This is a genomic window from Stenotrophomonas sp. YJH_SMC_6 (genome assembly GCF_059371335.1).
In genome coordinates this window covers 68,705-91,848 of record NZ_JCAFUM010000007.1, presented here as the reverse complement: position 1 = coordinate 91,848, position 23,144 = coordinate 68,705, and the positions used below count along the sequence as shown (strand labels likewise).

Sequence of the window (23,144 nt, the reverse complement as noted above, 5' to 3'; positions counted from 1 at the left end):
CGGCCGCTGGCCGGCAACGCGGGCACTCTGTGGCAGCCGTACAATACGCGCATGCCTGGCCTGCTCAAGACCCTGTTCCTGTCCATCGTCGCCCTGATCGGCGGCGTGCTGTCGCTTGCGCTGGTCAGCAGCGTCGCCGGCTGGCTGCCGCCGTTGCTGGGCCTGTCGCCGGACAGCAACAGCGTGCAGCTGGGGTGGGACCTGGCCTTCAGCGTACTCGGTGGCGTCGCCGGCATTTCCTTCGCCACCTATTACGCACCGTGCTGGCCGCGTTCACATGGCTTCTCGATCTGGTCGCTGATCGCGCTGGGCTGTGGCTACGCGATGTGGACGGCGGGTGCGGACTTCCCGTTCTGGTTCGTCATTTCGCTGTTGGCATCGCTGCCGTTGCAACTGCTGGTCGGTTGGTGGTTCGGGCGCCGCCCCTCGCGCGATCTGCGCTGAGCGCATGCAGGTAGTGCCGGCCGCGGGCCGGCAACTGCAGGATGGCCGAGGTTGCCGGCCAGCGGCCGGCTCTACCGCTTCAGCGACGGCAGCCTCTGCTTCAACCGCGCGATGCCCTGCCATGGGTCGCCCTTCAGCCGCTTGGCGCGCGCCAGCGCCTTGGCCATCGGAAACGCGTCGGCCGCGCTCACCCGGGCCAGTTCTTCCCAGCGCAGCGGCACCGCCACGCCGGCAGCATCGCGCGCGCGCAGCGACCACGAACACACGCTGGTGGCACCGCGTGTGTTGCGCAGCCAATCGATGAAGATCACGCCGCCGCGCTTGGCCTTGCTCATCGTCGCCACGTAGCGATCAGGCTGCTCCAGCGCCATTGCCTGCGCGAACGCCTCGCAGAACGCCTTGGCCTCGTCCCAGCCAGCCTTGGGTTGCAGCGGCACCACCACGTGCACGCCCTTGCCACCGGACAGCCGCACGAAGCTCTGCAGGCCCACCTCCTGCAGGCGGTCACGGACATCGCGCGCAGCGGCCTTCACCTGTGCCCAGCTCACCCCTTCGCCTGGGTCGAGATCGAACACCAGACGATCCGGGTGCTCGGGATCGGCCACGGTCGCGCCCCACGGATGCAGCTCCAGGGTGTTCATCTGCACCAGCTGCAGCAGGCCCCGCGCATCGTCGACGTAGACGTAATCCTCGCGGCCGCTCTTCTGCTGCAGGGGTACCGCATGTACCGCGTCCCCCAGGCCGGGGCCATGGTGCTTCTGGAAGAAGCAGGCCTTGCCCACGCCGTCCGGGCAGCGCAGCAGTGACAGCGGACGTCCGGCAATCTCGGGCAGGATCCAGCGCGCCATGCGCTGGTAGTAATCGGCCACGTCACCCTTGCGCAGTTTCTGCCTTGGAAACACCACCCGCTCCGGATGAGTGATCTCGACCTCGCCTCCGGTTTCGGTATCTGCGGTGCTCATTCCCAGGTCCTCCTTCTGCTTGTCGCTGCGCAGTCGCTTGAAACTGGCCTGGCGCAGCAGGCCTTCCTTGCCCCAGCCACGAAAGGCCACCTCGGCAACCGCCACCGGCTTCACCCAGCGTACGCTGGCAGCGCGGAACGGCACATGCGCCGGCAGCTGCAGCACGGGCGTCTTCACCGCCAAGGGCTGCAGTGCCTTGAGGAGCGCGCGCAGGCTTTGGTCGTCGAAACCGGTGCCAACGCGGCCCACATAGCGCAAGCCGCCCTTGTCCGGCGTCGCCAGCAGCAGCGAGCCGAACCCCACCCGGGACCCCTTGGGTGCCGTGTAGCCGACAATCAGGAACTCATCGGTGTCTTCGTGCTTCACCTTCACCCAGCTGCGTGCGCGGGTATTCACGTACGGGGCATCCACCTGCTTGCTGACGATGCCTTCGAATCCGGCCTTGCCACTGGCATCGAACACCTGCGGGCCATGGTCGATCACGTGCTCGCTGAAGGCCAGGGTGCCAGGCGCCGGCCCAATGAGCTCTTTCAGGAGTGCTTTGCGCTCCAGCAACGGCGCACGACTGATATCCGCTCCAGCCACGCCCGGAAGATCGAACACGATGTAGCGCAGCGGTTGCTTCGAACCGCCGTCGATCACCCGCTGCAACGCTGCGAAGTCACTGCGTCCTTCCTTGTCCAGCACCACCAGTTCGCCGTCCAGGCGTGCATCGCGCACCGGCAGCGCCTGCACGGCCTGCACCACTTCGGGAAAATCATCGGTCCAATCCAGACCATTGCGGGAGCGCAGCCTGACCTCGCCATCGTGCAGATCAGCCAGCAGGCGATAGCCATCCCACTTGATTTCGTGAAGCCAGCGGTCGCCGTTCGGCGCACTGTCGCGATGATCGGTCAACTGCGGTTTGAATGCATGCGGGTAGGGTGCGTCACGTGCGCCGTGCAGTTGCAGCGCGCGTGCATGCCAGCGCACATCGGCCTTGCGTGTGGTCGTGCGTGCGACGGGTGCAGCTCGCGCCGTCTTGTCCGCGGAACGCTTCTTCGCCGCAGGTGTTCGTTTCGGCATCGGTGCCGTCAGCAGGTCATCCGCCTCCGCGTCGCGCGCTTCCCCGTCACCGCGCTTGATCAACAGCCACTGCACCTGGCGTCCTTTCATCGCGGTCCGCACCAGCTTCCAGCCACCGGCCAGGCGTTGTCCATGCAGCACGAAGTCGATCCTGCCCGCCGCCAGTGCCTGCAGTGGATCGCCTTCACAGGCCCAGGTGCCGTGATCGAAGACTTCCACGTGGCCCGCACCATAGTGGCCTTCAGGAATGTCTCCCTCGAAACCGGCGTAGGACAGCGGATGGTCTTCCACTTCCACGGCCAGCCGCTTTTCACCGACGCGCAGGGAAGGCCCCTTGGGCACCGCCCAGCTCTTCAGTACGCCGTCCATTTCCAGGCGGAAGTCATAGTGACGCGAGCTGGCATGGTGCAGCTGGATGACAAAGGTCGGCCGCTGCTTCGGGTCGCCCGGTGTGGGCGTGTCGTCGGGCTCCGTTGTCTGCCCGGCGCCACCGCCAAGCCGGCGTTTGCGCCGATACTGGTGCAACGACATGGCTCACCCCGCCTTGCGTCGGGGTGCGGTCTTCTTTGCAGCCTTCTTCGTTGTCTTCTTTGCGGCCTTCTTCACTGGCGACTTGGCGGCTGCTTTGCGCGTTGCGGCCTTCTTCGCTGGCGTTCGCTTGTTCGCATCCAGGCTCTTCTGCAGCAGCGCCATGAAGTCGACCACATTGGTACTGGCGTCCTCGCGCGGTGCCGGCTCATCGTCCACCCGCGTGGTGCCGCCCTTGGATTTGATGCGCTTGTTCAACACCTGCTGCAGGCGCTCGCGGAATTCATCGTGGTACTGCGACGGATCCCAGTCGCCGGCCATCGACTCGATCAACTGCTCGGCCATCGCCGTTTCCTTGCTGGTGATGCGGTAGTCGGAAAGTTTGCCGGTGGGCAGCTTGTAGTCCTCGGGATCCACCAGTTCCTGCGGATAGCGCAGGATCATCAGCACCAGCGCGTCCTCATGCGGCATCACCGCACACAGGTATTCGCGCGTACGCACGACCACCCGCGCGATGCCCACCTTGCCGGTGCTGCGCAACGTTTCGCGCAGCAGCACGTAGCCCTTCTCGGCCTTCTTGCCGGGCACCAGCAGATACGGTTTCTCGTAATAGCGCGGGTCGATCTGCGCCGCATCCACGAATGATTCCACCTCCACCGCTTCGTGGCTTTCAGGCGCGGCCGAGCGGATATCACCTTCCTCCAGCACGACATAACTGCCCTTGTCGTACTCATAGGCTTTGACGATGTCCTTCCAGGGCACCTCCTCGCCGGTGTCGGCGTTGACCCGTTCGAAACGGATCGGTTTGCGATCGCGGGAATCGAGCATGCGGAACTGCAGGTCGACCTTGCGTTCGCCGGACATCAGCGACACCGGCACGTTGAGCAGGCCAAACGACAGCGTGCCGGTCCAGATCGGGCGGGCCATGGGCGTACCTTTGGCGGGGCAGGGCATCCAGCTTCGGATGGGCGGTGTAAACCACCCGTGTCGATACCGTGCACGTGGGTTCTACGCAGATGCGGTAGTGCCGGCCGCTGGCCGGCAGAGCTCGCGGCCTGAAGTTTCCTGGGGTTGCCGGCCAGCGGCCGGCACTACTGCAGCAACGGCCTCACCGCCGCCGCCGGAATATGGTCCAGCGCGCGCCAGGCGTCTTCCACCACCGGCCGCGCCTGCGACCAGCCCAAGCGTGACTGCCCGCGCATCTGTTCCCAGTGCTCGGCCAGTTCCTCGCAGGTATCGGCGGCATCACCGCGTGGCCAATCCGCGGCATGCGTGGTCAACGCGAAGGCATACACCGGGCACAGGTCGCGCCAGTTCCGGTGGCTCTGCCCGCGGCGCTCCTCGTAGTCGCTGAGCATGTACTGCAGGTAGTCCTGCGCCACCGCCTGGGGGTCTTCATGGCGACGCGTACGGCGCTGCGCGCTGCGCTGGCCGAGCGGATCGAGCAGGGCGTTGAACACGGACGGTGCGGGTCGTTCAAGACGGGGCATGGCCGGCTCCTGCAGCGGGGGCGGGTGGGCAGGAATACGCGCGGTGCCGTTACCGGGGGGTGAGCGAGATGTTCATGACGCCAGGTTCGCAACGGCTTTACCTGCGGGGCGGTGTAGTGGAATCCCCCCAAGGGCAGGTACCAGACCATGAGCCGAGAGACCTCGCGAGACCCGCTGCGGGAGAACCACCCGCCCATTCCCGGCGAGCAGCGCGGCAAGCGCGATGCCGACAACGCCGACTACCGCGGCACCGGCGCGCCGTTCTTCGATGCCGAGCACGACCACCTGCCGGTGAAGCACGAGGCTGAACAGGCGGCCCAGGACCGCAAGGATGGCGGCGACCGCCATCGCGGTGGCCAGGAGAGCCCGCTCAAGCGCCGTGAACGCAAGCAGCGCGCCAGCGACAACCAGGACGAGGCGCTGGAGGAGACCTTCCCGGCCAGCGACCCGACCTCGCCGTTCGTGCCAGCCAAGGCCCCCGACTGACCGGTAGTGCCGGCCGCTGGCCGGCAACGTCTGGGCTGCCCTACACAGAGCGATGCCGGCCAGCGGCCGGCACTACCAACTCAACGCCACGACCATTGCAGGCCGACGTTGGCTCGCCGTCCCGGTCCCGGCTCGTAGAAGCGACCATTGCCGTCATTGACGATCACCGAGCCGATGTAGGCCTGGTCCAGCACGTTCTCCAGCCTAGCGAAGGCGCGCAGCTCGCCGCCCGGCAGCGTCCATCGACGGCCGGCTTCCAGGTGCAGCAGGGCGTAGCCCGGCGCGCGCTCGGTGGCCACGTCATTGACCACGGTATCGCTGCTGGCCATTGCCTCCAGCGCCCACTGCCAATCGGCAGGGCTCCACTGCAGCCGGGCGAAGGCCTGCTGGCGCGGCACGCCGGGCAGACGGCTGCCTGCAGCGACCAGGGTGTTCGAGGTCAGGTACGGCGAGCGCACCTGCGCCTGCAGCCAGGTCCACGCCAGCTGTAGTTCCAGGTGCTCGGCCAGCGGCTGTCGGTACTGCAGCTCCAGCCCCTGGCGGCGGGTGCGGCCAATGTTGCGGTAGGTGCTGCGTCCGCCGATATTGCTGGCAACGGCCAGCTCGTCGTCGGCATCTGCACGGAACAGGCTGATATCGAGTTGGTTGCCATCCTGTGCGTGCCACTTGCTGCCAACCTCGATGGAGCGGCTGCGCGCGGCGGCCAGATCCAGTGCCAGCCCGGCTTGGCCGTCGGCGCGATAGCCCAGTTCGTTGAAGGTGGGGGTCTCGAAACCACGCCCCACGGCCGCGTGCAGCCGCCACTGCGGGCTGGCCTCGAAGCTGACGCCTGCCACCGGCGTGGTCGCCTGGTAGCGGCGGTGGCCACTGTCGTCGGGGTTGGCGCCGACGATGTAGCGGTCATTCGATTCGAATCGCACGGCGCTGTGGCGCAGCCCGGCCAGCAGCGACCAACGCGGGCTCCATTGCCACCAGGCCTGGGTGAACTGATCCACGTTCTGCACGACGTCGATCTGGTCACGACGCAGCCGCCCACGCACGCCCAGGGCGCTGCCGATGAAGTTCTCGAAGCCGGTGCGGTGCTGGCGCTGGCGGTCGGCGCTGAGCCCGGCTACCAGGTCCAGCGGTCGCCCGGCCAGATCACCGTGCCAGCCCCAGCGCGCGTCCAGCCCGCCATAGCCGCCCTGCAGATCGATCACGCCGCCGGCATGCAGCGGGCTGTTGGTCTGGGGTGCCGGCGGAATCGGCAGGTACTGGCGTACCGCGCGCTGGCCGGCATAGCCCATCAATTGCCAGCGCTGCGCTCCCGTTTCACGGGTCCAGCGCAGGCCGGCCTGCTGCTGGCGCACGGTTTTGCGGGTGTTGTACTGGTGCGCGACTGCCGAGGCCTGGCGCGGATCAGCCGCCACCTGGGCACGGGTCAGGCCCAGCGGATCCTGCGCATCGGGGGCGTCAAGCGCATTGAGCAGCAGCTCCAGCCGCCCACCGCCCAGCTCTCCACCGATGCGTGCGTTGAGCGATTCACGGCGCGCGCGGCTATGGTCCCGCCAGCCATCGGTGCGGAAGTGATTGGCGGCGATGTTGTAGTCCAGCACTTGACCGGCACCCTTCAGCTGCGCACCGACACTGAGCGTGTTGTCGGCGCCGGCATTCACGCGCAACCGCCACGGGTCGCCGGCCTGACCCTGCGCGCTCCAGACTTGCAGCACGCCGCCGGAGGAATTGCCGTACAACGCCGAGAACGGCCCGCGCAGCACCTCGATGCGCTCGGCGCCCAACAGGCTGGCATGCGACAGCTGACCCTGGCCGTCAGGCATGGTCGCCGGCACCCCGTCGATCAGCACCCGCACCCCGCGCACGCCAAAGGTCGAGCGTGCGCCGAAGCCACGGATCGACAGCTGCGTGTCCTGGGCGAAGTTCTGCCGGTCACGTGCCAGCAGTCCGGGGACTGCGGCCAAGGCCTCAGACAGCTGCGCACCGGTGCCCGCGCGGCTGGCGTCGATCCAGACCGTGTCCTGGCTGGCCGGCAGCGCGAACGGATCGATGCCCGGCACCCGGGCGGCCTGTACCTGCACCGCAGGCAGGGCGGTGGGCGCAGGCTCGGCCACCGCCGTCCAGGGCGACAGCAGCAGGGCGGACAGCGGCAGGCAACGGCGTCGTGCGGCGGGATTCATGATTCAGGTTGATGGATCGGGCGGCAACGCACGCCATGGTACGGGGCCGCGGATGACGATGGCGGCGGCCAGCCCCGGCAGGCTTTGTTACGATGGGCTGTTTCCGGCCGAAAAGCCGCGGACCGCGTAGCGCACTTCCTCCCCCTTTCCGTCTACCGAACGAGTACCGCCGTGTCCTTCTTTGCAAACGTGGAACTGGTCCCAGGCGACCCGATCCTGGGCCTGACCGAGGCGTACAACGCCGACAGCCGCCCGACCAAGGTCAACCTGGGTGTGGGCATCTACTACGACGAGAGCGGCCGCATTCCGCTGCTGCGCGCCGTCAAGCAGATCGAGCAGCAGCTCGCCGCTGAAGCCAAACCGCGCGGCTACCTGCCGATCGATGGCCTGCCGGCGTACACGCAGGCGACGCGTGAGCTGGTGTTCGGCAAGGATTCGCCGCTGCTGGCCGCTGGCCGCGTGACCACCGCGCAGACCGTTGGTGGCAGCGGTGCGCTGCGCGTCGGCGCCGACGTGCTGAAGAAGCTGCTGCCGCACGCCACCGTTGCGCTGAGCAACCCGAGCTGGGAAAACCACCGTGCGGTGTTCAGCGCCGCTGGTTTCGACGTGCTGGATTACACCTACTTCGACCCGAGCACCCATGGCGTCGATTTCGACGGCATGCTGGCCGACCTGGGCAAGCTGGAAGCCGGCACCGTGGTGCTGCTGCACGCCTGCTGCCACAACCCCACCGGCGCCGACCTCACGGTCACCCAGTGGAAGCAGGTCGCGCAGCTGCTGAAGGACAAGCAGCTGTTCCCCTTCATCGACATGGCCTACCAGGGCTTCGACAAGGGCATCGAGCAGGACGGCGCCGCCGTGCGCATCATCGCCGAAGCTGGCATCGACAGCTTCATCGTCGCCAACTCGTACTCCAAGTCATTCTCGCTGTACGGCGAACGCGTGGGTGCGCTGTCGATGGTGGCACCGACCGCCGCTGACGCCAAGGCGGTGCAGTCGCAGGTCAAGCGCGTGATCCGCACCATCTACTCCAGCCCGTCCACCCACGGTGCCGCGCTGGTGGCCGGCGTGCTGACCAACCCGGAACTGCGTGCGATGTGGGAGCAGGAGCTGACCGAGATGCGCGAGCGCATCCACGCCCTGCGCCAGGGCCTGGTCGAGAAGCTGGCTGCCGCTGGCGCACCGCAGTTCGGTTTCATCAACGAACAGGCCGGCATGTTCTCCTACTCCGGCCTGAGCCGCGAGCAGGTCGAGCGTCTGCGCGACGAGTTCGGCATCTACGCCGTCGGCACCGGCCGCATCTGCGTGGCCGCGCTGAACCAGAACAACCTGGAATACGTCGCCAAGGCCGTGGCCACCGTCGCCAAGGGCTGAAACAACGCTCCAGTAGCTTGAAGACAAAGGCGCCGAAAGGCGCCTTTGTTTTTTTGCTTTTGCTCTTGCCTTTGCCATCCCCACCGCGCTCGCGGCGAACCAGGAAGCGCAGTGAGAGGGGCACCGTGGCCAGGACCGTGAGGCGCATGGATGCGCCGATCGAGCCCCCAGGGATGGGTTTACGGCGTGTCCTGGCCACGGTGCCCCTCTCGCTGCTCCTACATGAAGAGAGGGCGCCACGAGCGCAACGCATCTGGAAACGATTACGCCTTCCCGCGCTCACGCACGCCCCCGCCATACGGGCGACAATAGGCGTTTTCCCGCTGCCGAGACCTGCCCGCTCATGTCCCGTACTTCGTTGACCCGCTTCCTGATCCAGGAACAGCACGCCGGCCGCATCAACGCCGACCTGCGCCAGCTGATCGCGGTCGTCGCCCGCGCCTGCACCAGCATCTCCATCGCCGTCAGCAAGGGTGCCCTCGGTGGCGTGCTGGGCGATGCCGGTACCGGCAACGTGCAGGGCGAGGCGCAGAAGAAGCTGGACGTCATCAGCAACGAGATCCTGCTTGAAGCGAACGCCTGGGGTGGCCACCTCGCCGCGTGCGCCTCGGAGGAAATGGACCACAGCCAGCCGGTGCCGGACATCTACCCGCGCGGTGATTTCCTGCTGCTGTTCGATCCCCTCGACGGCAGCTCCAACATCGACGTCAACGTCTCCGTCGGCACCATTTTCTCGGTGCTGCGCTGCCCGACCAATGTCGAACTGCCGGGCGACGACGCCTTCCTGCAGCCGGGTAGCAAGCAGATCGCCGCCGGCTACTGCATCTACGGGCCCAGCACCCAGCTGGTGCTGACCGTCGGCCATGGCACCCACGCCTTCACCCTGGACCGTGAGAAGGGCGAGTTCGTGCTGACCACCGAGAACATGCAGATTCCGGCGGCGACCCAGGAGTTCGCGATCAACATGTCCAACCAGCGCCACTGGGAAGCACCGATGCAGGCCTATGTCGGTGATCTGCTGGCGGGCAAGGAAGGCACGCGCGGCAAGAACTTCAACATGCGCTGGATCGCCAGCATGGTCGCCGACGTGCACCGCATCCTGACCCGCGGCGGCATCTTCATCTACCCGTGGGACAAGAAGGATCCGTCCAAGGCCGGCAAGCTGCGCCTGATGTACGAGGCCAACCCGATGGGCCTGCTGGTCGAACAGGCCGGCGGCGCCGCCTGGACCGGCCGCGAGCGCATCCTCGACATCCAGCCCGACCAGCTGCACCAGCGCGTGCCGGTGTTCCTGGGTTCGCGCGAGGAAGTGGCCGAAGCCGTGCGCTACCACCACGCGCACGACGACGCGCAGGGCTGATTGGCGGTTGCCTGACGACGGTCATGGCAGATCGATGACATGACCGTGGGGTGACACCGAGGGCGGCAAACGGCACCATCAAGCCGTTGCCGCCTAAGGAATGCACGCATGCACGAGCAGGGCCCGGTCGATTTCATCGAGGTCATCCACAACGCGGTCCCCAGCGAGGTCTGCGCGGCGATCGTCGAGCGCATGCGGGCGGCGCGTGGCCTGCAGCCCGGTGCCGTGGGCAGTGGCGTGTTCCCGGAACTCAAGCACAGCAAGGATCTGCGCATCAGCGGCCTTGATGGCTGGCAGGATGTGGACCATCAGCTGCAGCACGCGGTGTTCAACGGCCTGCTGACTTATCTACGCCGTTATCCACAGGCGTTGATTGCGCCGCTGATGTTGCAGATCCAGGACAGCAAGGGCCAACCGCGACGCCTGTCTGCCGAGGACTTCCCTGACATGCCGCAGCAGCAGCTGGCCGACCTGGCCCGCACCTGCCTGCGCCCGGGCGCCATCAACCTGCAGTGGTATGCGGCGGGCGAGGGCGGTTACCCGTACTGGCACTGCGAGCTGTACCCCAAGGATGCGCAGGCCGAGACCCTGCACCGGCACGTGCTGTGGACGCTGTACCTCAACGAGGAATTCGAAGAGGGCGAGACCGAGTTCCTGTTCCAGGGGCGGAAGATCGCACCACGCACCGGCAGCCTGCTGATTGCGCCGACGGCGTTTACCCATACCCATCGTGGCAACCGACCGCAGGGCGGCGACAAGTTCATCGCCACCAGCTGGATTTTGTTCCAGAGTGCGCAGAAGTTGTTCGGCGGCGGCTGAGGCTGTTGCCGCTACTTGGTCGGTCCAAAAGACAACCAGAGATCACCGTTTCCGCCTTGCCAAGCACTGAGCCTGTCGACAGGGATTTCCCTGAGTTGGCACGTGAACCGTAGATCGAAGGGCCGGTGTTCTTTCCGATAGCTGTTCCATCCGACAGCCGTCACTTTGACTTCCATCCGACTGCTGTGGCTGTGCGGCTGACGCAGTTCAACTGCCGCCGCATCGGACAACCAATAGTCTCCCTTATGCGCGAAACCCGCGCCTCCACTGGTCAGGCGTGCACTGCCAACATCAGGCGCCTTGTCAGCCGAAGGCGCGTATCCCTTCAGAATTCCGGTGATCTTGGTGTACTGCTGGGAATCCATCACACCCGGAGCTTCCGAAAACACTCGAAGCAGGAGGAGGGTGTCCGCGCCCTTCCTTACGATTTGGCCAGAATTTGCTGTCCACAGACGCTGTTCAAACTCGTCAAGGCCATCTGGCATGTCGGTGACGTTCGAGGCCTGTGACACGACGATGCATTCGTGCAGTTCACGTGCGTGAATAAGCTGGGTGCAGAAGGCGAGTGAAAGCAAGGAATAGGCCGCATAAACAAAGAATTTCATTGTGTGCACTCACAAGTAGCCTTGCGGGCCTTGTCATAGTTGTAAACCTGCTCACGTGCTCGTTTCGTTGCTTCCGGCGAAATGTAGCGATGATCCCAACCATTTTCTTCAGTTTGCAACTTTCTAGGGCGCGTGAAGTGGAAGCCTTCGTGAATGATTGTATCCAGAACGTTGTATACGCCCGCCCAATCAAGCACATCCAGGTATCTCTTGTTCAAATGAATACGACCATCACCATATAGATCCGATCGCCCCTCATCACCTGAGCGTGGAATATCCACTTGCGGCGCGCCGTTGCCGAACTTGAGGTCTGGATTGTTCTGCTTTGCAAATGAGAACGCCACGTCGATATCACACTGGGTCAGGCCCCACGGATCGGTTCTTGAGATGGGGTTTCCTGAGACATACGCGTATGTGTTCATTCCACCCGCCAACCCGATCGGATCACTCTGCACATACCGGCCAATGCTTGCGTCATAGTCGCGGAAGCCGTTGTACCAGAGGCCGCTTTCCGCGTCGTAGTACTGGCCCGGGAAGCCAATGTTCAACCCGCCAATCTCATCCTTCTGGACGCTGCGTCCATAGGCGTAGTTGTACGCCTTCCAGACGGTCTGCTGGCTTGGGCTCGTGACGAACTCCGGGCGTCCCAAATGATCGGTATGCACGTAATTGTGCTGCCCGCTGCGGGCCAGCCCCACCAGTTCGCCTTCGAACCAGAAGTAGTTGGTCCACACGCCATTGTTCAGTTCGGTCATGAGCTGGTTCTGGCCAGCGTAGAAGTAGCGGCTGTTGGTGTTCTGATTGATCTTGGCAACGCGCTGTCCCTGCGCATTCAGCACGTAGTCGGTCGCTACTCCTCCGATGTTGCTTCGGCTCATGCGATTGAAGGCATCGTATTCGTAGGTACTGATCCGGCTACCCGCAGTCTCGCTGATACGATTTCCCAATGCATCGTACTGGTACTGGCGGCTGCCGTCCTGATTGGTGTAGTTCAGCACCCGGTTGCTCCCCGGGTCGATGCTGTACTGGGTCAGCTGACTACCGGCCTGATAGCGGTCGTGATTGCCGCCGGCGTCGTAGGAAAGATTGTTGGTGACGCCAAACCGAGTCAGCTGGGTCAGTCGGCTCAGTGAGTCGTACCCGATCAGCTGCGTCATGCTCGGGTCGACAGCGTCGACGATGGCGGTGATTTCTCCATCACCACTGTACTGGTAGTCCCAATAGCTGACCTTGCTGCTGTTGGGTCCCCAGACCGACATTGCCGTCAGCCGTCCCTCCGGATCGTGGTTATAGCCCCGGCCGAGGCCATTGCCATAAGCCAGCCACCCGCGCGCTCCCGTGGCCTTCCAGCTTGCCTGGGAAATGATCGAACGCTGCGTGCCGTCTACGGTTGCCACCAACGCGCTTGGTTTTCCGTGGGAACCATAGGAGTAGGTTGCCTTGTCACCATTGGGATAGGTGATCTCGCTCAGGCGATTGATGCCGTCGTAGCCATACGTCGTACTGTAATCCGTCTTCTGACCAGACAGATCTGTGAAGTCGCGGCGTATCTGCAGCGATCCATTCGCGGTGTAGGCAAAATGTGTTGCTGTTCCCGGCCCCGAGGTGCCGCACAACAGTCCTTTACCATTGCCACACCAGTCGTAGCTGTAGCCCAACGTCCGGTCCTCCGCACTCGCAGAGGTCATGCGACCCAGGCCGTCATAGTCGAAGGAAACAACGCTTCCGTCCGCTCTGGTCGTCGATGTCCGTAGACCTGCAGCGTCGTACTGGTGCTGTGTCGTTCCCGTATCCGGGCTCACCTGCTTCCACATCTGGCCGAAGCCATCAAACTCATAGGTGGTGACCAGATTGCGGGGATCGCTCACTCGGATTGGACGATCTGCATGATCGTACGCAATCTGCGTCTTCCCTCCAGCAGCATCGATTGATTGGATCAAGCGACCGCGAGCGTCGTAGCTCATGCGGGTAACCCGATTCTGCGAGTCGGTGACCTGGGTGACGCGTCCCTCCGCGTCATAGGCATAACGCACGTTCTGTACGCCGTTTCCGCGCTCGACAATCACGCGACCCAGCTCGTCGTACTCATATGTATTGACGGAGACAACAGCGTTCAGCCCGATCAGGGCAAGCGTCAGTGCTGGCATATGGATAGTCCTTTCTTACCGAGGGCGTTCGCAGACGACGCGACCGCAACTTCCCTTGTTGTTCTCAACAGACAGGAAGACCTTTGCTTCCGCGCCCCAGGCAACGCCGCCGGACGCCATTCTCGCCACGTACGAGAACGTTCGATTCCCGCTGCCCGGATTATTCGGCCCCACGCTGCGGCTGAACCTGGCCACGCCACCGGGTGGCACCGGCGCAGAGAGTGCGATGTTCTCGTTGGGCTGATTGAGGCCGAACGCGAGGTAGGTATCGCCTGGATTCCAGACCACATTGCTTGTGTTGCGGAACTCGAAGATCAATGTTGAGGAGCCGCCATTGAAGATCTGGTACGGATAGGCCGACGCGCCAACGACTTCGGCGTTGCGCACTACCGCGGGAACTGTGAACGTACCCGAGCGATTGAGCAGCAGATGAGCCTGGCCCGAGGGCGAGATGCCGTGGACGTAGATGGGCTTTCCGCCATGTGCGTTCCGCATATTGGAATCCAACGTGAAGCCAAACCAATACGCCCCTTGCGATTGGCATGCGGCCTTTACGTCGTCGTTCGGAACCAGCGTGCCGGTAACGCTCCCAAGATACGTACCAGCGCCTGCCGGCCCTCCCGCATAGATGTGTACGGTGGTGGCCGCGTTGACGCCCACGGAGCATGCCCATCCTTGTACGGAGAAGTTCCAGTTCGCGTCGTTCGTAACCCCTGCGACGTCTCCGATGATCGTTGCCGTGGGAATGGCGAAGTTGCCGGAGTTGCCCAGCGCTTGGTTGTGCTGTGCTCCCTTCGGAGATACACCGTAGATGGAGAACTTACGGCCACCCAGCTGCTGCCTCTGGGCCAGCGATATCGGCAGCTGGTATCTATAGCCATTGCCTGAGGCTTGGCAGGCGGCAGCAACCCCTGGCTCGCTGGCGAGGTTTGCCTGGGTGCTTCCCAGGTAGACGTTGCCTTCGGCGTAGCCATCCACCTGGATGGATCCGGCCGATCCGGTGGAGCAGGCCCAGCCTCGAGCGAACCAGTTCCACTGCCCGTCATGGGTGATTTCGTCAATCATTCCCTTGACTGCCGTATCGATCGGATAGTCGGTCTGTGAAACCTCGGTACGCGTGCGATTGGAAGCGTTGTTGTAGCTATGACGGGTCCACGCCCACGTACCGTCTCCCAGCGAGCGGACTTCATGCGTCAGGCGGCGTCCTGCATCGTAGCCGTAGCGTACCGTCACGCCATCGGGCTGGGTGAGCGAGGCGATGTCGCCTGCGGAGGTGTAGCCAATGGCTGTGGTCGCCCAGCCGGTTCCCGAGCTGGTTCTGTCGGACACAACGCGGCCACGACCGTCATACGTCAGCTCCCGCACACCACCGTTCGCATTGACGATACGTCCCGGCAATCCCAAGCCGTTGAAGTTGGAATAGCTGATCGTATGACCGAGAGCGTTGGTGGTGCTGGTCAGATCGCCCTAGTTGTTGAAGGTCGAGGTGACGTCATCCTGCGGAAGCGGGCCATCGATCTTGATCGAGGCCTTCAATCCATTGGCGTGATAGCTATAGGTGGTGCGGGTTACCCGCGTCTGGCTGGGCACCCCACGTGCCGTCAGATTGCGCTCAGTCACACTGGCCACGTTTCCGCGATCGTCATAGGTGTAGGCGACTTCAAGATCACCCACCACCGTTGTCTTGAGCAGCCGGTTACGCGCGGTATCCCACTCCTGCAACGTCGTACGTTCGGCCGTGCTGCCGACCGCTTCCACCCGCTTCAGCAGGTAGCCCTGTGCGCTGTAGTCGAAGTTGGTCAGATTGTCCTGGAAATCATGGACCAGATCAGGGTACCCATTGGCGTCGTAGCTCTGCTCCTTGTAGCTGGCAGGGCAGTTCGGCGACGGATCACCCTTGGTCGACACCATCTTTCCGTCCTTGAACGTGTAGGTGGTGCTGCGGCCAAGAGGGTTGATCACAGTGACATCGATATCGACGGGCCGCGTAAGGCTCGGCGCAGCGGCGGCGGTCATGCCGAGAGCGCTCTCCATCGGCAGCGAATCGACAGGCAGCGAGCGCGGCTGGTAGCAGATGCGTGAGCCTCCGGGGCGCTGCTCGCACCATCCACGCTCTTCGTCGGCGCGGACACCGCCCGGTCGAGCCGGGGCGGGGGGCGGAAGCACCGGTTCGGTGCTGCGCACGGCGTAGCTGAAGCGGAATCGTTCGATGCCGCCATTGTGCTCGGTGCTGATGGCGCGCCGCTCCGCGTCGTAGGCAAACGTGGAATAGCGCACGCCGTCAAAGGACTTGCCGGTCAGGGCACCCGGGAAGCGGCCGTCTTCGTAGTGGTAGCTGATCGTCGTTGCAGGAGCGCCTGGCAATGTCGTGCTGGCGAGCCGCCCACGCCCATTCCCGAACACGTTGGGGGTATAGGTGTAGCGGTAGATGTTGCCGGCCGGGTCGGTCACCTGGGAGACCTGTCCATTGGTCCAGCCAAAGCTGATACTGCATCCCGAGGAGTGGGTGACCTTCTGCAGGTAGCGATCGGTATAGGAGAACGTCCAGCTCACACCTTGCTCATTGCTGAGCCGGGTGATGTAGCCCTCGGCGTTGTAGATTTCCGTCCCGTTGTTTTCGTTTCGAAGCGTGAACGTGCCGTCTCCGTTCGCGGCGAGATACGCGATGGGCTGGGTCTTGTCCTCGTACCAGCGGCCGCTGGCTGGATCCTTGAGATACTTGATGCGGCGACCGTCGGGCCGTTGTACCCACGCCAGCTGGTTTGCATCGGTGAACGCGAGCGAATAGTCGAAGTTGCTCAGCCAGTGATTGCCGAACAGACCGGTCGCGCTCCAGTAATGATTGTAGTTGCGCTGCAGGAACAGGCCCATTTCGCCCTGGCTGGCGAAATCGAGTTCCGGCTCGACCTTGTTGCCGCTGTAGAGCACGACAGGATTGCCCTTGCGGCCATTACAGTCCTTCTCCTTGTCATCGGTCGGCTGTTCCTTCGCCGTTTCGGTCGGAATTGCACCGCCGCCACCGCCATTGTCCATCTGTGACTCGGACAGGTGGACACCACTGCCGCCACCAAATCCAAAACCGCCTGCACCGCCACCTCCAACAGGGAGCGTGGCGGTGACTTGGACGGTTTCGAGGGTGTTTGCCGCAGTTGCCAATGTCATCGGCAGGGAAAGCAGCGGCAGAAGAAGAAGTCGGGACTGCAAGGTGTTCCGTGTTGCAACGTGCATCATGCGCTTGCCTAGCTCCTCATCCGAGACCGACTCATTCAGTCATCGGGAATTCATGTTTGTAACGAGTGTATGACGGCACGCTGCAACGGTGCAATGGAGGCACGTAATGTTTCTCGTGCATTGCCCATCAATGAGCTGGGCACAGCACAGCGCGACGAATCGCCGGTGCATACGCCAGCAGATGTACACACCTCAGAAGAGCGAACCCTGTGGCGAATCCTTCTTCGGCGTCAGCGGCTTCACGAACCGGCTGCAATCCAGCTTCGGCCAATGGCTGTTCTGCGCATTGAAGCCGAGACGCTTTCGCGCCAGCTTGAAGCGGTTGTTCAACAGATCGGCATACACGCCCTGGCCACGCATGCGGGTGCCGAACTGGCTGTCGTAATCCTTGCCGCCGCGCAGCTGCTGGATGGTGCTCATCACGTGCGCGGCGCGATCGGGATGATGGGTGTCCAACCAATCGCGGAACAGCGGGGCCACTTCCAGCGGCAGGCGCAGCAGCACGTAGCCTGCGGTGCTGGCGCCAGCATCGTGCGCGGCCTCCAGCACGGCTTCCAGTTCGCTGTCGTTGATCCACGGGATCACCGGCGCCACCATCACACCCACCGGAATGCCCGCTTCATGCAGGCGCTTCATCGCACGCAGCCGTGCATGCGGCGCCGACGCGCGTGGCTCCAGCTTTGCGGAGAGATGCGGGTCCAGCGAGGTCACCGAGAAATGCACGCTGACCAGGTTCTCCGCCGCCAGCGGTGCGAGCAGATCGATGTCACGTTCGACCAGTGCGTTCTTGGTGATCAGCGAGAACGGATGCTTGGTTTCCAGCATCACTTCGATCAGCTGGCGGGTGAGCTTGAACTTGCGTTCGATGGGCTGGTACGCATCGGTGTTGATGCCCAGCGCGATCGGTTGCGGAACGTAGCCCGGCTTCGACAACTCCTTGCGCAGCAGCTGCGGCGCATTGGTCTTGGCGAACAGCTTGGTCTCGAAGTCCAGGCCTGGCGACAGGTTCAGATAGGCGTGCGAGGGGCGCGCGAAGCAGTAGGAGCAGCCATGCTCACAACCGCGGTACGGATTCACCGATTGGCTGAAGCCGACGTCCGGTGAGGTGTTGCGGCTGATGATGCTGCGTGCGGTCTCGGCACGTACTTCAGTGCGCAGACGTGGGGCGAGGAATTCCTCGCTCTCATCGACTGCCCAGCCGTCGTCCACCGCCTCGCTGACGGTGCTTTCAAAGCGCCCGGCAAGGTGGGACGTGGAACCTCGGCCCTTGATCGCGATACCCATTGCGGCAGGTTACGCCGCAGCCGTCTCAATGGCTGCGACGGCTGCCTGAAGGGTTCAGCGCGGTGCTGCGTCGAGCATGGCTCAACGCTACAGGGGAGCGGTCAGAGCAACGCCAGGTACCCGCGCACCGTGGCGTCCAGTCCGTCGTACAGCGCCTCACCGATCAGCGCGTGACCGATCGACACCTCCAGCACGTCCGGCACGTGGGCCAGGAAATCGCGTAGGTTGTCCTGTGACAGGTCGTGCCCGGCGTTGACGCCCAGGCCCACCGCCTGCGCCCGCCGCGCCGCAGTGGCGAACAGTTCCAGCATCGCCGCAGCGTCGCCGGCCGCGTGTGCTTCGGCGTAGGGGCCGGTATACAGCTCGACACGATCTGCACCGACTTCGGCCGCCTGCTCCAGCAGTGGGTTGCCCGCATCGACGAACAGGCTGACCCGGCAGCCCATCGCCTTCAGTTCGGCGACCAGTGGTCGCAGCCGCTCGGCATCCCGCTCGAAGTCGAAGCCATGGTCGGAGGTGATCTGTCCATCGCCATCCGGCACCAGCGTCGCCTGCGCCGGGCGGGTCTGCGCGCACAGCGGCAGCAGGCCTGGGTAGCCCTCGCGCGGCGGTGCGAACGGGTTGCCTTCGATGTTGAACTCGACACCACGCGCGCGGGTCAGCGTGGACAGCGCCAGCACGTCCTCGGCGGTGATATGGCGGCGGTCCGGCCGCGGGTGCACGGTGATGCCATGTGCACCGGCATCCAGGCAGGCCTGGGCGGCGCGCACCACGTCCGGTTCGGCGCCGCCGCGCGAATTGCGCAGGACGGCGATCTTGTTGACGTTGACGCTGAGCTGGGTCATGGAACGGAACTACTTGGAAAGAGGGGACGGATCGTGGTCGTTGGCGTCGGCATTGCGGCGGGCCTGGGCCTGCTCGCGCAGGCGGCGCAGCTCCTCGGCATCGACAAGGGTGGCAGGGTCCCGCTGAAGGTCGCCGAAGCGGGCTACATAGCGACCGCGCACCCAGGCCAGCAGGAAGGCGAGGGCGGCCAGCAGGCACAGGGTCATCAATGCGGCGCTGGGGGTCTTCAGGGCGAAGGCGAAACAGCCCAGCGCCAGCAGCAGGTACAACCAGTACATAGTCGGGCTCCCCGGATGATCGCCGCAGTGTAGCGCTGCGTCAGAGCAGCGGCGAGGCCAGCCGGGCGAAGGCCTCGGGCAGGCGGTGCAGCCACAGCGAACGGCCAGCCTGGTCGTGCACGCGGGTGGCGCGGTCGAACTCTCCCTGCAGCAGCCCGGCCAGAGCGGCGACGCGGTCACGGTCGCTGATCATCATCGACAGCTCGAAGTTCAGGCGGAAGCTGCGGTGGTCGAAGTTGGCGCTGCCGACGATGCAGACATCGTCGTCGGCGATGAAAGCCTTGGTATGCAGCATGCGCGGGCCGTACTCGTAGATCTTCACCCCGGCGTGCAGCAGTTCGTCGAAATAGGAGCGCGCGGCCTGGGTGACAAACCAGGAGTCGCTCATCTTCGGCACCAGCAGGCGCACGTCCAGTCCACCCAGTGCCGCCGAAGTCAGCGCCATCCGCGCCGCTTCGCCCGGCACGAAGTAGGGCGTCACCAGCCACACGCGCTCGTGTGCTTCCTGGATGGCCGCCACGTGCAGGCGGTGGATCGTTTCCCAGCCCGAGTCCGGGCCGGAGACCAGCACCTGGGCGTTGATCGCACCATCGCCGCGCAGCGGCATGTCAGCCGGCCACAGACGGGCAATGTCCATGCGCGAGGGATCCTGGCCACTGGCATAGAGCCAGTCCTCGGCGAACACCAGCTGCAGGCTGCGCACGACGTGGCCGCAGATGCGCATGTGCAGGTCGCGGTAGGCGTTCGGCTTGCGGCTCTCGTCTTCATCGTCGGTGATATTGATGCCACCGGTGAAGGCCAGCCGGCCATCGACGATCACCAGCTTGCGGTGCGTACGCAGGTTCAACCACGGCCGCTTGAACGGCTTCAGCAACTGCCGGGGATGGAACCAGACCGCCTCGCCACCAGCATCGATCAGGGGCTGCAGGAAGCGGCGAGGCAGGGCGGAAGAACCCACTGCATCCAGCAGCAGGCGCACCTGCACGCCGGCACGGGCGCGCTCGACCAGGGCGTCGCGCAGGGCGGTGCCGGCATGGTCCGGATTGAAGATGTAGTACTCCAGGTGCACGTGATCGCGAGCCTGCGCCACCGCTTCCAACAGAGCGGCGTAGGTAGCGGCACCATCCACCAGCCAGGTCACCTCGGTCGCGCTGCTCGGCGCCAGGCCCGTGGTGGCCTGCGCGATCTTGGCCAGCTCGGTGCAGTCGGCATCCGGTGGGCAGACATCGCTGTAGTGCTCCATGCCCGATCGTGCGCGTCCGCGGCGCAGCCGTTGCCGCTTCACCTTCTGCGGGCCCAGCAGGTAGTAGATGAACAAGCCGAGGTAGGGCAGCAGCGCCAACGACAGGATCCAGCTCAGCGTGGCGACCGGCTCACGCTTCTGCAGCATGATCCAGCCCGCCAGCGCGAACAGATACAGCAGGTAGGCCACCGCCAGGATCGAGCCAAGGTGGGCGATGCCGTCGAGCCAATGACGCAGGGAGTCGAAGAGGGCGAGCATCCGCCGATCATAGCGGTCCAGGCCGGCAGGCATAAAAAAAAACGCCCCTGTCTCCAGGGGCGTCTGCAGTCGCGTCATGACTGTTGTGTTGCGGTGTAGCGATTACTGCTGCACAAAACCGATCTTCTTCATCTGAGCATTCTTCGCGGCGGCCAGAACCTTGGCCATCACGTCGTACTCGGAATCCGGGCTGGCGTCGATGCGCAGTTCCGGCTGGTTGGTCGGGTCACGCTGGACCTCCTGCTCCATCCGCTGCTGCAGCTCGCTGGTATTGATCGGGCTGTTGTTCCACGAGACCTGGTTGCTGGCGTCGATCTTCAGTTCGATCGGCGGCGGCGGTTCGACCAGCTGCGGCGGTGGGTTGAGCACGCGCTGCGGCAGGTCGACGGCGATCGGGTACGTCATGATCGGCGCGGTCACGATGAAGATGATCAGCAGAACCAGCATCACGTCCACGAGGGGCGTGACGTTGATGTCTGCCATGGGGCCCTTGCCACCACCACTACTGAATGCCATGGCTTATTGCCCCTTTTCTTTGGTCGCGACGAAGCCGACGTCCAGCATGCCCTGCTCCTGCGCGACCTTGGTCAGGTCGTTGATGACGCGCATCTTGGTGGTGCGGTCACCACGCAGGTTCAGCGGCGGCTGCGGGGTCTGCTGGGCGGCGGTCGCCAAGCGCGACTCGAGAGTCTGCTTGTTGATTTCTTCGTCGTTCCAGTAGATCGAGCCGTCTTCCTTGACTGCCAGGGTGATCGGTCCGGAACGCTTTTCAGCGTCTTCCGGCTTCTGGATCAGGTTGGCTTCCGGCAGATCCACCTTGACCTTGTGGGACATCAGGGGCGCCGTGATGATGAAGATGATCAGCAGCACCAGCATCACGTCCACGAGGGGCGTAACGTTGATGTCGGCCATGGGGCCGCCGCTGTTACCACTACTGAAAGCCATAACGGGCTCCGTCTAGATCTTGGTGACTACTTACGTTCGTCGCTGGGTGACGCGCGCCGCAATTAGCGGACGCGCGAGCCGGTGGCGAAGAAGTCGTGCAGGTCGTGCGCGAAGGTATCGAACTTGCTGATGGTCGCGCTGTTGATCTTGCTGAAGAAGTTGAAGGCGAACACGGCCGGGATCGCGACGAACAGACCGATCGCGGTCATGATCAGCGCTTCACCCACCGGGCCTGCAACGGCGTCGATCGAAGCGGAGCCGGTGGCACCGATCTTGATCAGGGCGCCGTAGATGCCCCACACGGTACCCAGCAGACCGACGAACGGAGCGGTCGCGCCGACGGTGGCCAGCAGGGTCATGCCCGACTGCAGCTTGTTGCTTTCGCGGGTAACGGCCTGACGCAGGGCACGGTCGACGAACTCCGAACGGCTCAGGTTCTCACCCACGCCGCCGTTGGCGCCGCCTTCAGCGCGCTGGTGGTGCGCAGCAGCCTGGGCAGCGTCCAGGGCGATCTTCGAGAACGGCTCCGAAGCCGGCTGCTCTTCCATGGCACGGATGGCGTCCTGCGCGTTCGGGGTATCCCAGAACAGGCTGACGACGCGATCAGCAGCGCTCTTCAGGCGGGTCGCACGGAAGATGTTGATGACGGTCCAGTACCAGGACATGGCCGACATGGCGATCAGGGTCAGCAGCACGACCCAGGAAACCGCGAAATCACCCGGCTTGGTGGTCATTTCGTGGATCAGGTGCTCGAAGCCCATCTGCGACAGGGCGTTGGACGGATTGCCCCCGGCAGCAGCGGCGATGAAAATTTCCTGCAGCATGACGCTTACCTTTGTTGTGTGTGGTGATAAAGGGTGTAGCTAAGCTAAACAATCGAACCGGGAGCGGGGGTGGCCATGCCACCCGGGCGCATCAGTTCAGCGCAAAGTTGACCGGGACGCGAACGCGACCTGCCGCCTTCTTACCGCCAGATTCAGCGGCGTTGAAGCGCCACTTGCGAGCCGCTTCCATCGCGGCACGGTCCAGGTCGCGGTTACGGCTGGACTTTTCCACCGTGACATTGGTGACGTTGCCGTTGGCATCGACATCAATGATCAGGATCACTTCGCCCTGGATACCCGCGCGGAAGGCGGCCGGCGGGTAGCGCGGCGGATTCATGGCCTTCGACGAGATGTCCACGCTGGCCTCGATCGAGGTCGCAGGTGCCGGCGGCGCGGGGGGCGACGGCGGGGTGACGATATCGCTCGGGCGCGGCTCCGGCACGTCCACGACCGGCGCCTGCGGCGGCGGCGGGACCGGCGACGGCTTCGGCGGCGACAGATTCTTCACCGGCGGCGGCGGAGTATCGGTCGGCGGCGGCGGCGGCGGCGGCGGGGGCGGCGGCGGCGGCGCATCGACGATGGTCACCATGACGTTGCGCTCCTTCTCAGCCACGGCCTTGGGAGCCACGGCGGGAATGAGGAGCATCATGAAGGCGGCCAGATGCAGGGCAATTACAAACGCGATGCCGACGATGCGAGGCCAGCTCAGCCCCTTGTCATCGGGTTGTTCGTACCGGTGAACGACTAGTTGTTCCGTCATGCGCCAAGAGCTCAATAGTGG

General features: G+C 64.4%; 21 protein-coding genes. 5 read left to right on the top strand and 16 right to left on the bottom strand.

Features of this window, described 5'->3' with window-relative positions; all coding sequences use genetic code 11:
- Nucleotides 1-51: 51 nt before the first annotated feature.
- Nucleotides 52-444: a hypothetical protein gene (locus AC5P9N_RS09660; RefSeq protein ID WP_005411776.1), complete on the top strand. Its 393-nt coding sequence runs from the start codon at nt 52-54 to the stop codon at nt 442-444.
- Nucleotides 445-515: 71 nt separating this feature from the next.
- On the opposite strand, the gene ligD is transcribed toward AC5P9N_RS09660, so the two are convergent.
- The 3 genes from ligD to AC5P9N_RS09645 all read right to left on the bottom strand — a co-directional run bounded on the left by ligD (nt 516) and on the right by AC5P9N_RS09645 (nt 4,489).
- Nucleotides 516-3,002: a DNA ligase D gene (gene ligD, locus AC5P9N_RS09655; RefSeq protein WP_049461429.1), complete on the bottom strand. Its 2,487-nt coding sequence runs from the start codon at nt 3,000-3,002 to the stop codon at nt 516-518.
- Between the two features lie 3 nt (nt 3,003-3,005).
- The gene (gene ku, locus AC5P9N_RS09650; RefSeq protein ID WP_005411774.1) at nt 3,006-3,926 is read right to left on the bottom strand and encodes a non-homologous end joining protein Ku; all 921 of its coding nucleotides are present in this window, start codon (nt 3,924-3,926) and stop codon (nt 3,006-3,008) included.
- Nucleotides 3,927-4,090: 164 nt separating this feature from the next.
- Nucleotides 4,091-4,489, bottom strand: coding sequence for a hypothetical protein (locus AC5P9N_RS09645; RefSeq protein ID WP_012478657.1), 399 nt, complete (start codon nt 4,487-4,489; stop codon nt 4,091-4,093).
- Between the two features lie 147 nt (nt 4,490-4,636).
- Here AC5P9N_RS09645 and AC5P9N_RS09640 point away from each other — a divergent pair, with 147 nt between their 5' ends.
- Nucleotides 4,637-4,975, top strand: coding sequence for a hypothetical protein (locus AC5P9N_RS09640; RefSeq protein ID WP_005411772.1), 339 nt, complete (start codon nt 4,637-4,639; stop codon nt 4,973-4,975).
- A gap of 80 nt (nt 4,976-5,055) precedes the next feature.
- On the opposite strand, the gene AC5P9N_RS09635 is transcribed toward AC5P9N_RS09640, so the two are convergent.
- The gene (locus AC5P9N_RS09635; protein ID WP_099484088.1) at nt 5,056-7,149 is read right to left on the bottom strand and encodes a TonB-dependent receptor family protein; all 2,094 of its coding nucleotides are present in this window, start codon (nt 7,147-7,149) and stop codon (nt 5,056-5,058) included.
- A gap of 171 nt (nt 7,150-7,320) precedes the next feature.
- On the opposite strand from AC5P9N_RS09635, the gene AC5P9N_RS09630 reads away from it, so the two are divergent.
- The 3 genes from AC5P9N_RS09630 (at nt 7,321) to AC5P9N_RS09620 (ending at nt 10,702) form a co-directional block, all read left to right on the top strand.
- Nucleotides 7,321-8,523: an amino acid aminotransferase gene (locus AC5P9N_RS09630; RefSeq protein ID WP_043035284.1), complete on the top strand. Its 1,203-nt coding sequence runs from the start codon at nt 7,321-7,323 to the stop codon at nt 8,521-8,523.
- Nucleotides 8,524-8,866: 343 nt separating this feature from the next.
- Nucleotides 8,867-9,883 carry a class 1 fructose-bisphosphatase gene (locus AC5P9N_RS09625; RefSeq protein ID WP_049402951.1) on the top strand — a complete coding sequence of 339 codons (1,017 nt, stop codon included), beginning with the start codon at nt 8,867-8,869 and terminating at the stop codon, nt 9,881-9,883.
- Nucleotides 9,884-9,991: 108 nt separating this feature from the next.
- A complete protein-coding gene (locus AC5P9N_RS09620; RefSeq protein ID WP_099484089.1) occupies nt 9,992-10,702 on the top strand; it encodes a 2OG-Fe(II) oxygenase in 711 nt (236 codons plus the stop codon).
- A gap of 11 nt (nt 10,703-10,713) precedes the next feature.
- Here the strand turns inward: AC5P9N_RS09620 and AC5P9N_RS09615 are convergent, their stop codons facing one another.
- From AC5P9N_RS09615 to AC5P9N_RS09560, 12 genes are all read right to left on the bottom strand, one after another.
- Nucleotides 10,714-11,307, bottom strand: coding sequence for a hypothetical protein (locus tag AC5P9N_RS09615; RefSeq protein WP_012478652.1), 594 nt, complete (start codon nt 11,305-11,307; stop codon nt 10,714-10,716).
- Nucleotides 11,304-13,454 (bottom strand): RHS repeat-associated core domain-containing protein, encoded by a 2,151-nt coding sequence (locus AC5P9N_RS09610; RefSeq protein WP_239500704.1) that lies wholly within the window; start codon nt 13,452-13,454, stop codon nt 11,304-11,306. The genes AC5P9N_RS09615 and AC5P9N_RS09610 overlap by 4 nt, the downstream gene beginning before the upstream one ends.
- A 15-nt stretch (nt 13,455-13,469) precedes the next feature.
- Nucleotides 13,470-14,852 (bottom strand): RHS repeat domain-containing protein, encoded by a 1,383-nt coding sequence (locus tag AC5P9N_RS09605; RefSeq protein ID WP_239498917.1) that lies wholly within the window; start codon nt 14,850-14,852, stop codon nt 13,470-13,472.
- A 69-nt stretch (nt 14,853-14,921) separates the two neighbouring features.
- Nucleotides 14,922-16,685, bottom strand: a complete 1,764-nt coding sequence (locus AC5P9N_RS09600) for a DUF6531 domain-containing protein (protein ID WP_239498918.1) — start codon at nt 16,683-16,685, stop codon at nt 14,922-14,924.
- A gap of 192 nt (nt 16,686-16,877) precedes the next feature.
- On the bottom strand, nt 16,878-17,969 hold the full coding sequence (locus AC5P9N_RS09595) for a PA0069 family radical SAM protein (RefSeq protein WP_049395276.1): 1,092 nt from the start codon (nt 17,967-17,969) through the stop codon (nt 16,878-16,880).
- Nucleotides 17,970-18,070: 101 nt separating this feature from the next.
- Nucleotides 18,071-18,814 (bottom strand): pyridoxine 5'-phosphate synthase, encoded by a 744-nt coding sequence (locus tag AC5P9N_RS09590; RefSeq protein WP_005411743.1) that lies wholly within the window; start codon nt 18,812-18,814, stop codon nt 18,071-18,073.
- A 9-nt stretch (nt 18,815-18,823) separates the two neighbouring features.
- A complete protein-coding gene (locus AC5P9N_RS09585) occupies nt 18,824-19,093 on the bottom strand; it encodes a hypothetical protein (protein ID WP_012478631.1) in 270 nt (89 codons plus the stop codon).
- Between the two features lie 40 nt (nt 19,094-19,133).
- Nucleotides 19,134-20,594: a cardiolipin synthase gene (cls, locus tag AC5P9N_RS09580; protein WP_049460375.1), complete on the bottom strand. Its 1,461-nt coding sequence runs from the start codon at nt 20,592-20,594 to the stop codon at nt 19,134-19,136.
- 102 nt (nt 20,595-20,696) lie between these two features.
- Nucleotides 20,697-21,110, bottom strand: coding sequence for an ExbD/TolR family protein (locus AC5P9N_RS09575; protein ID WP_005411740.1), 414 nt, complete (start codon nt 21,108-21,110; stop codon nt 20,697-20,699).
- 3 nt (nt 21,111-21,113) lie between these two features.
- On the bottom strand, nt 21,114-21,539 hold the full coding sequence (locus AC5P9N_RS09570; RefSeq protein ID WP_005411739.1) for an ExbD/TolR family protein: 426 nt from the start codon (nt 21,537-21,539) through the stop codon (nt 21,114-21,116).
- 62 nt (nt 21,540-21,601) lie between these two features.
- Complete coding sequence (gene exbB, locus AC5P9N_RS09565) at nt 21,602-22,363, bottom strand: TonB-system energizer ExbB (RefSeq protein ID WP_164212651.1); 762 nt, start codon at nt 22,361-22,363, stop codon at nt 21,602-21,604.
- Between the two features lie 91 nt (nt 22,364-22,454).
- Nucleotides 22,455-23,123 carry an energy transducer TonB gene (locus AC5P9N_RS09560; RefSeq protein ID WP_005411737.1) on the bottom strand — a complete coding sequence of 223 codons (669 nt, stop codon included), beginning with the start codon at nt 23,121-23,123 and terminating at the stop codon, nt 22,455-22,457.
- Between the last annotated feature and the right edge of the window lie 21 nt (nt 23,124-23,144).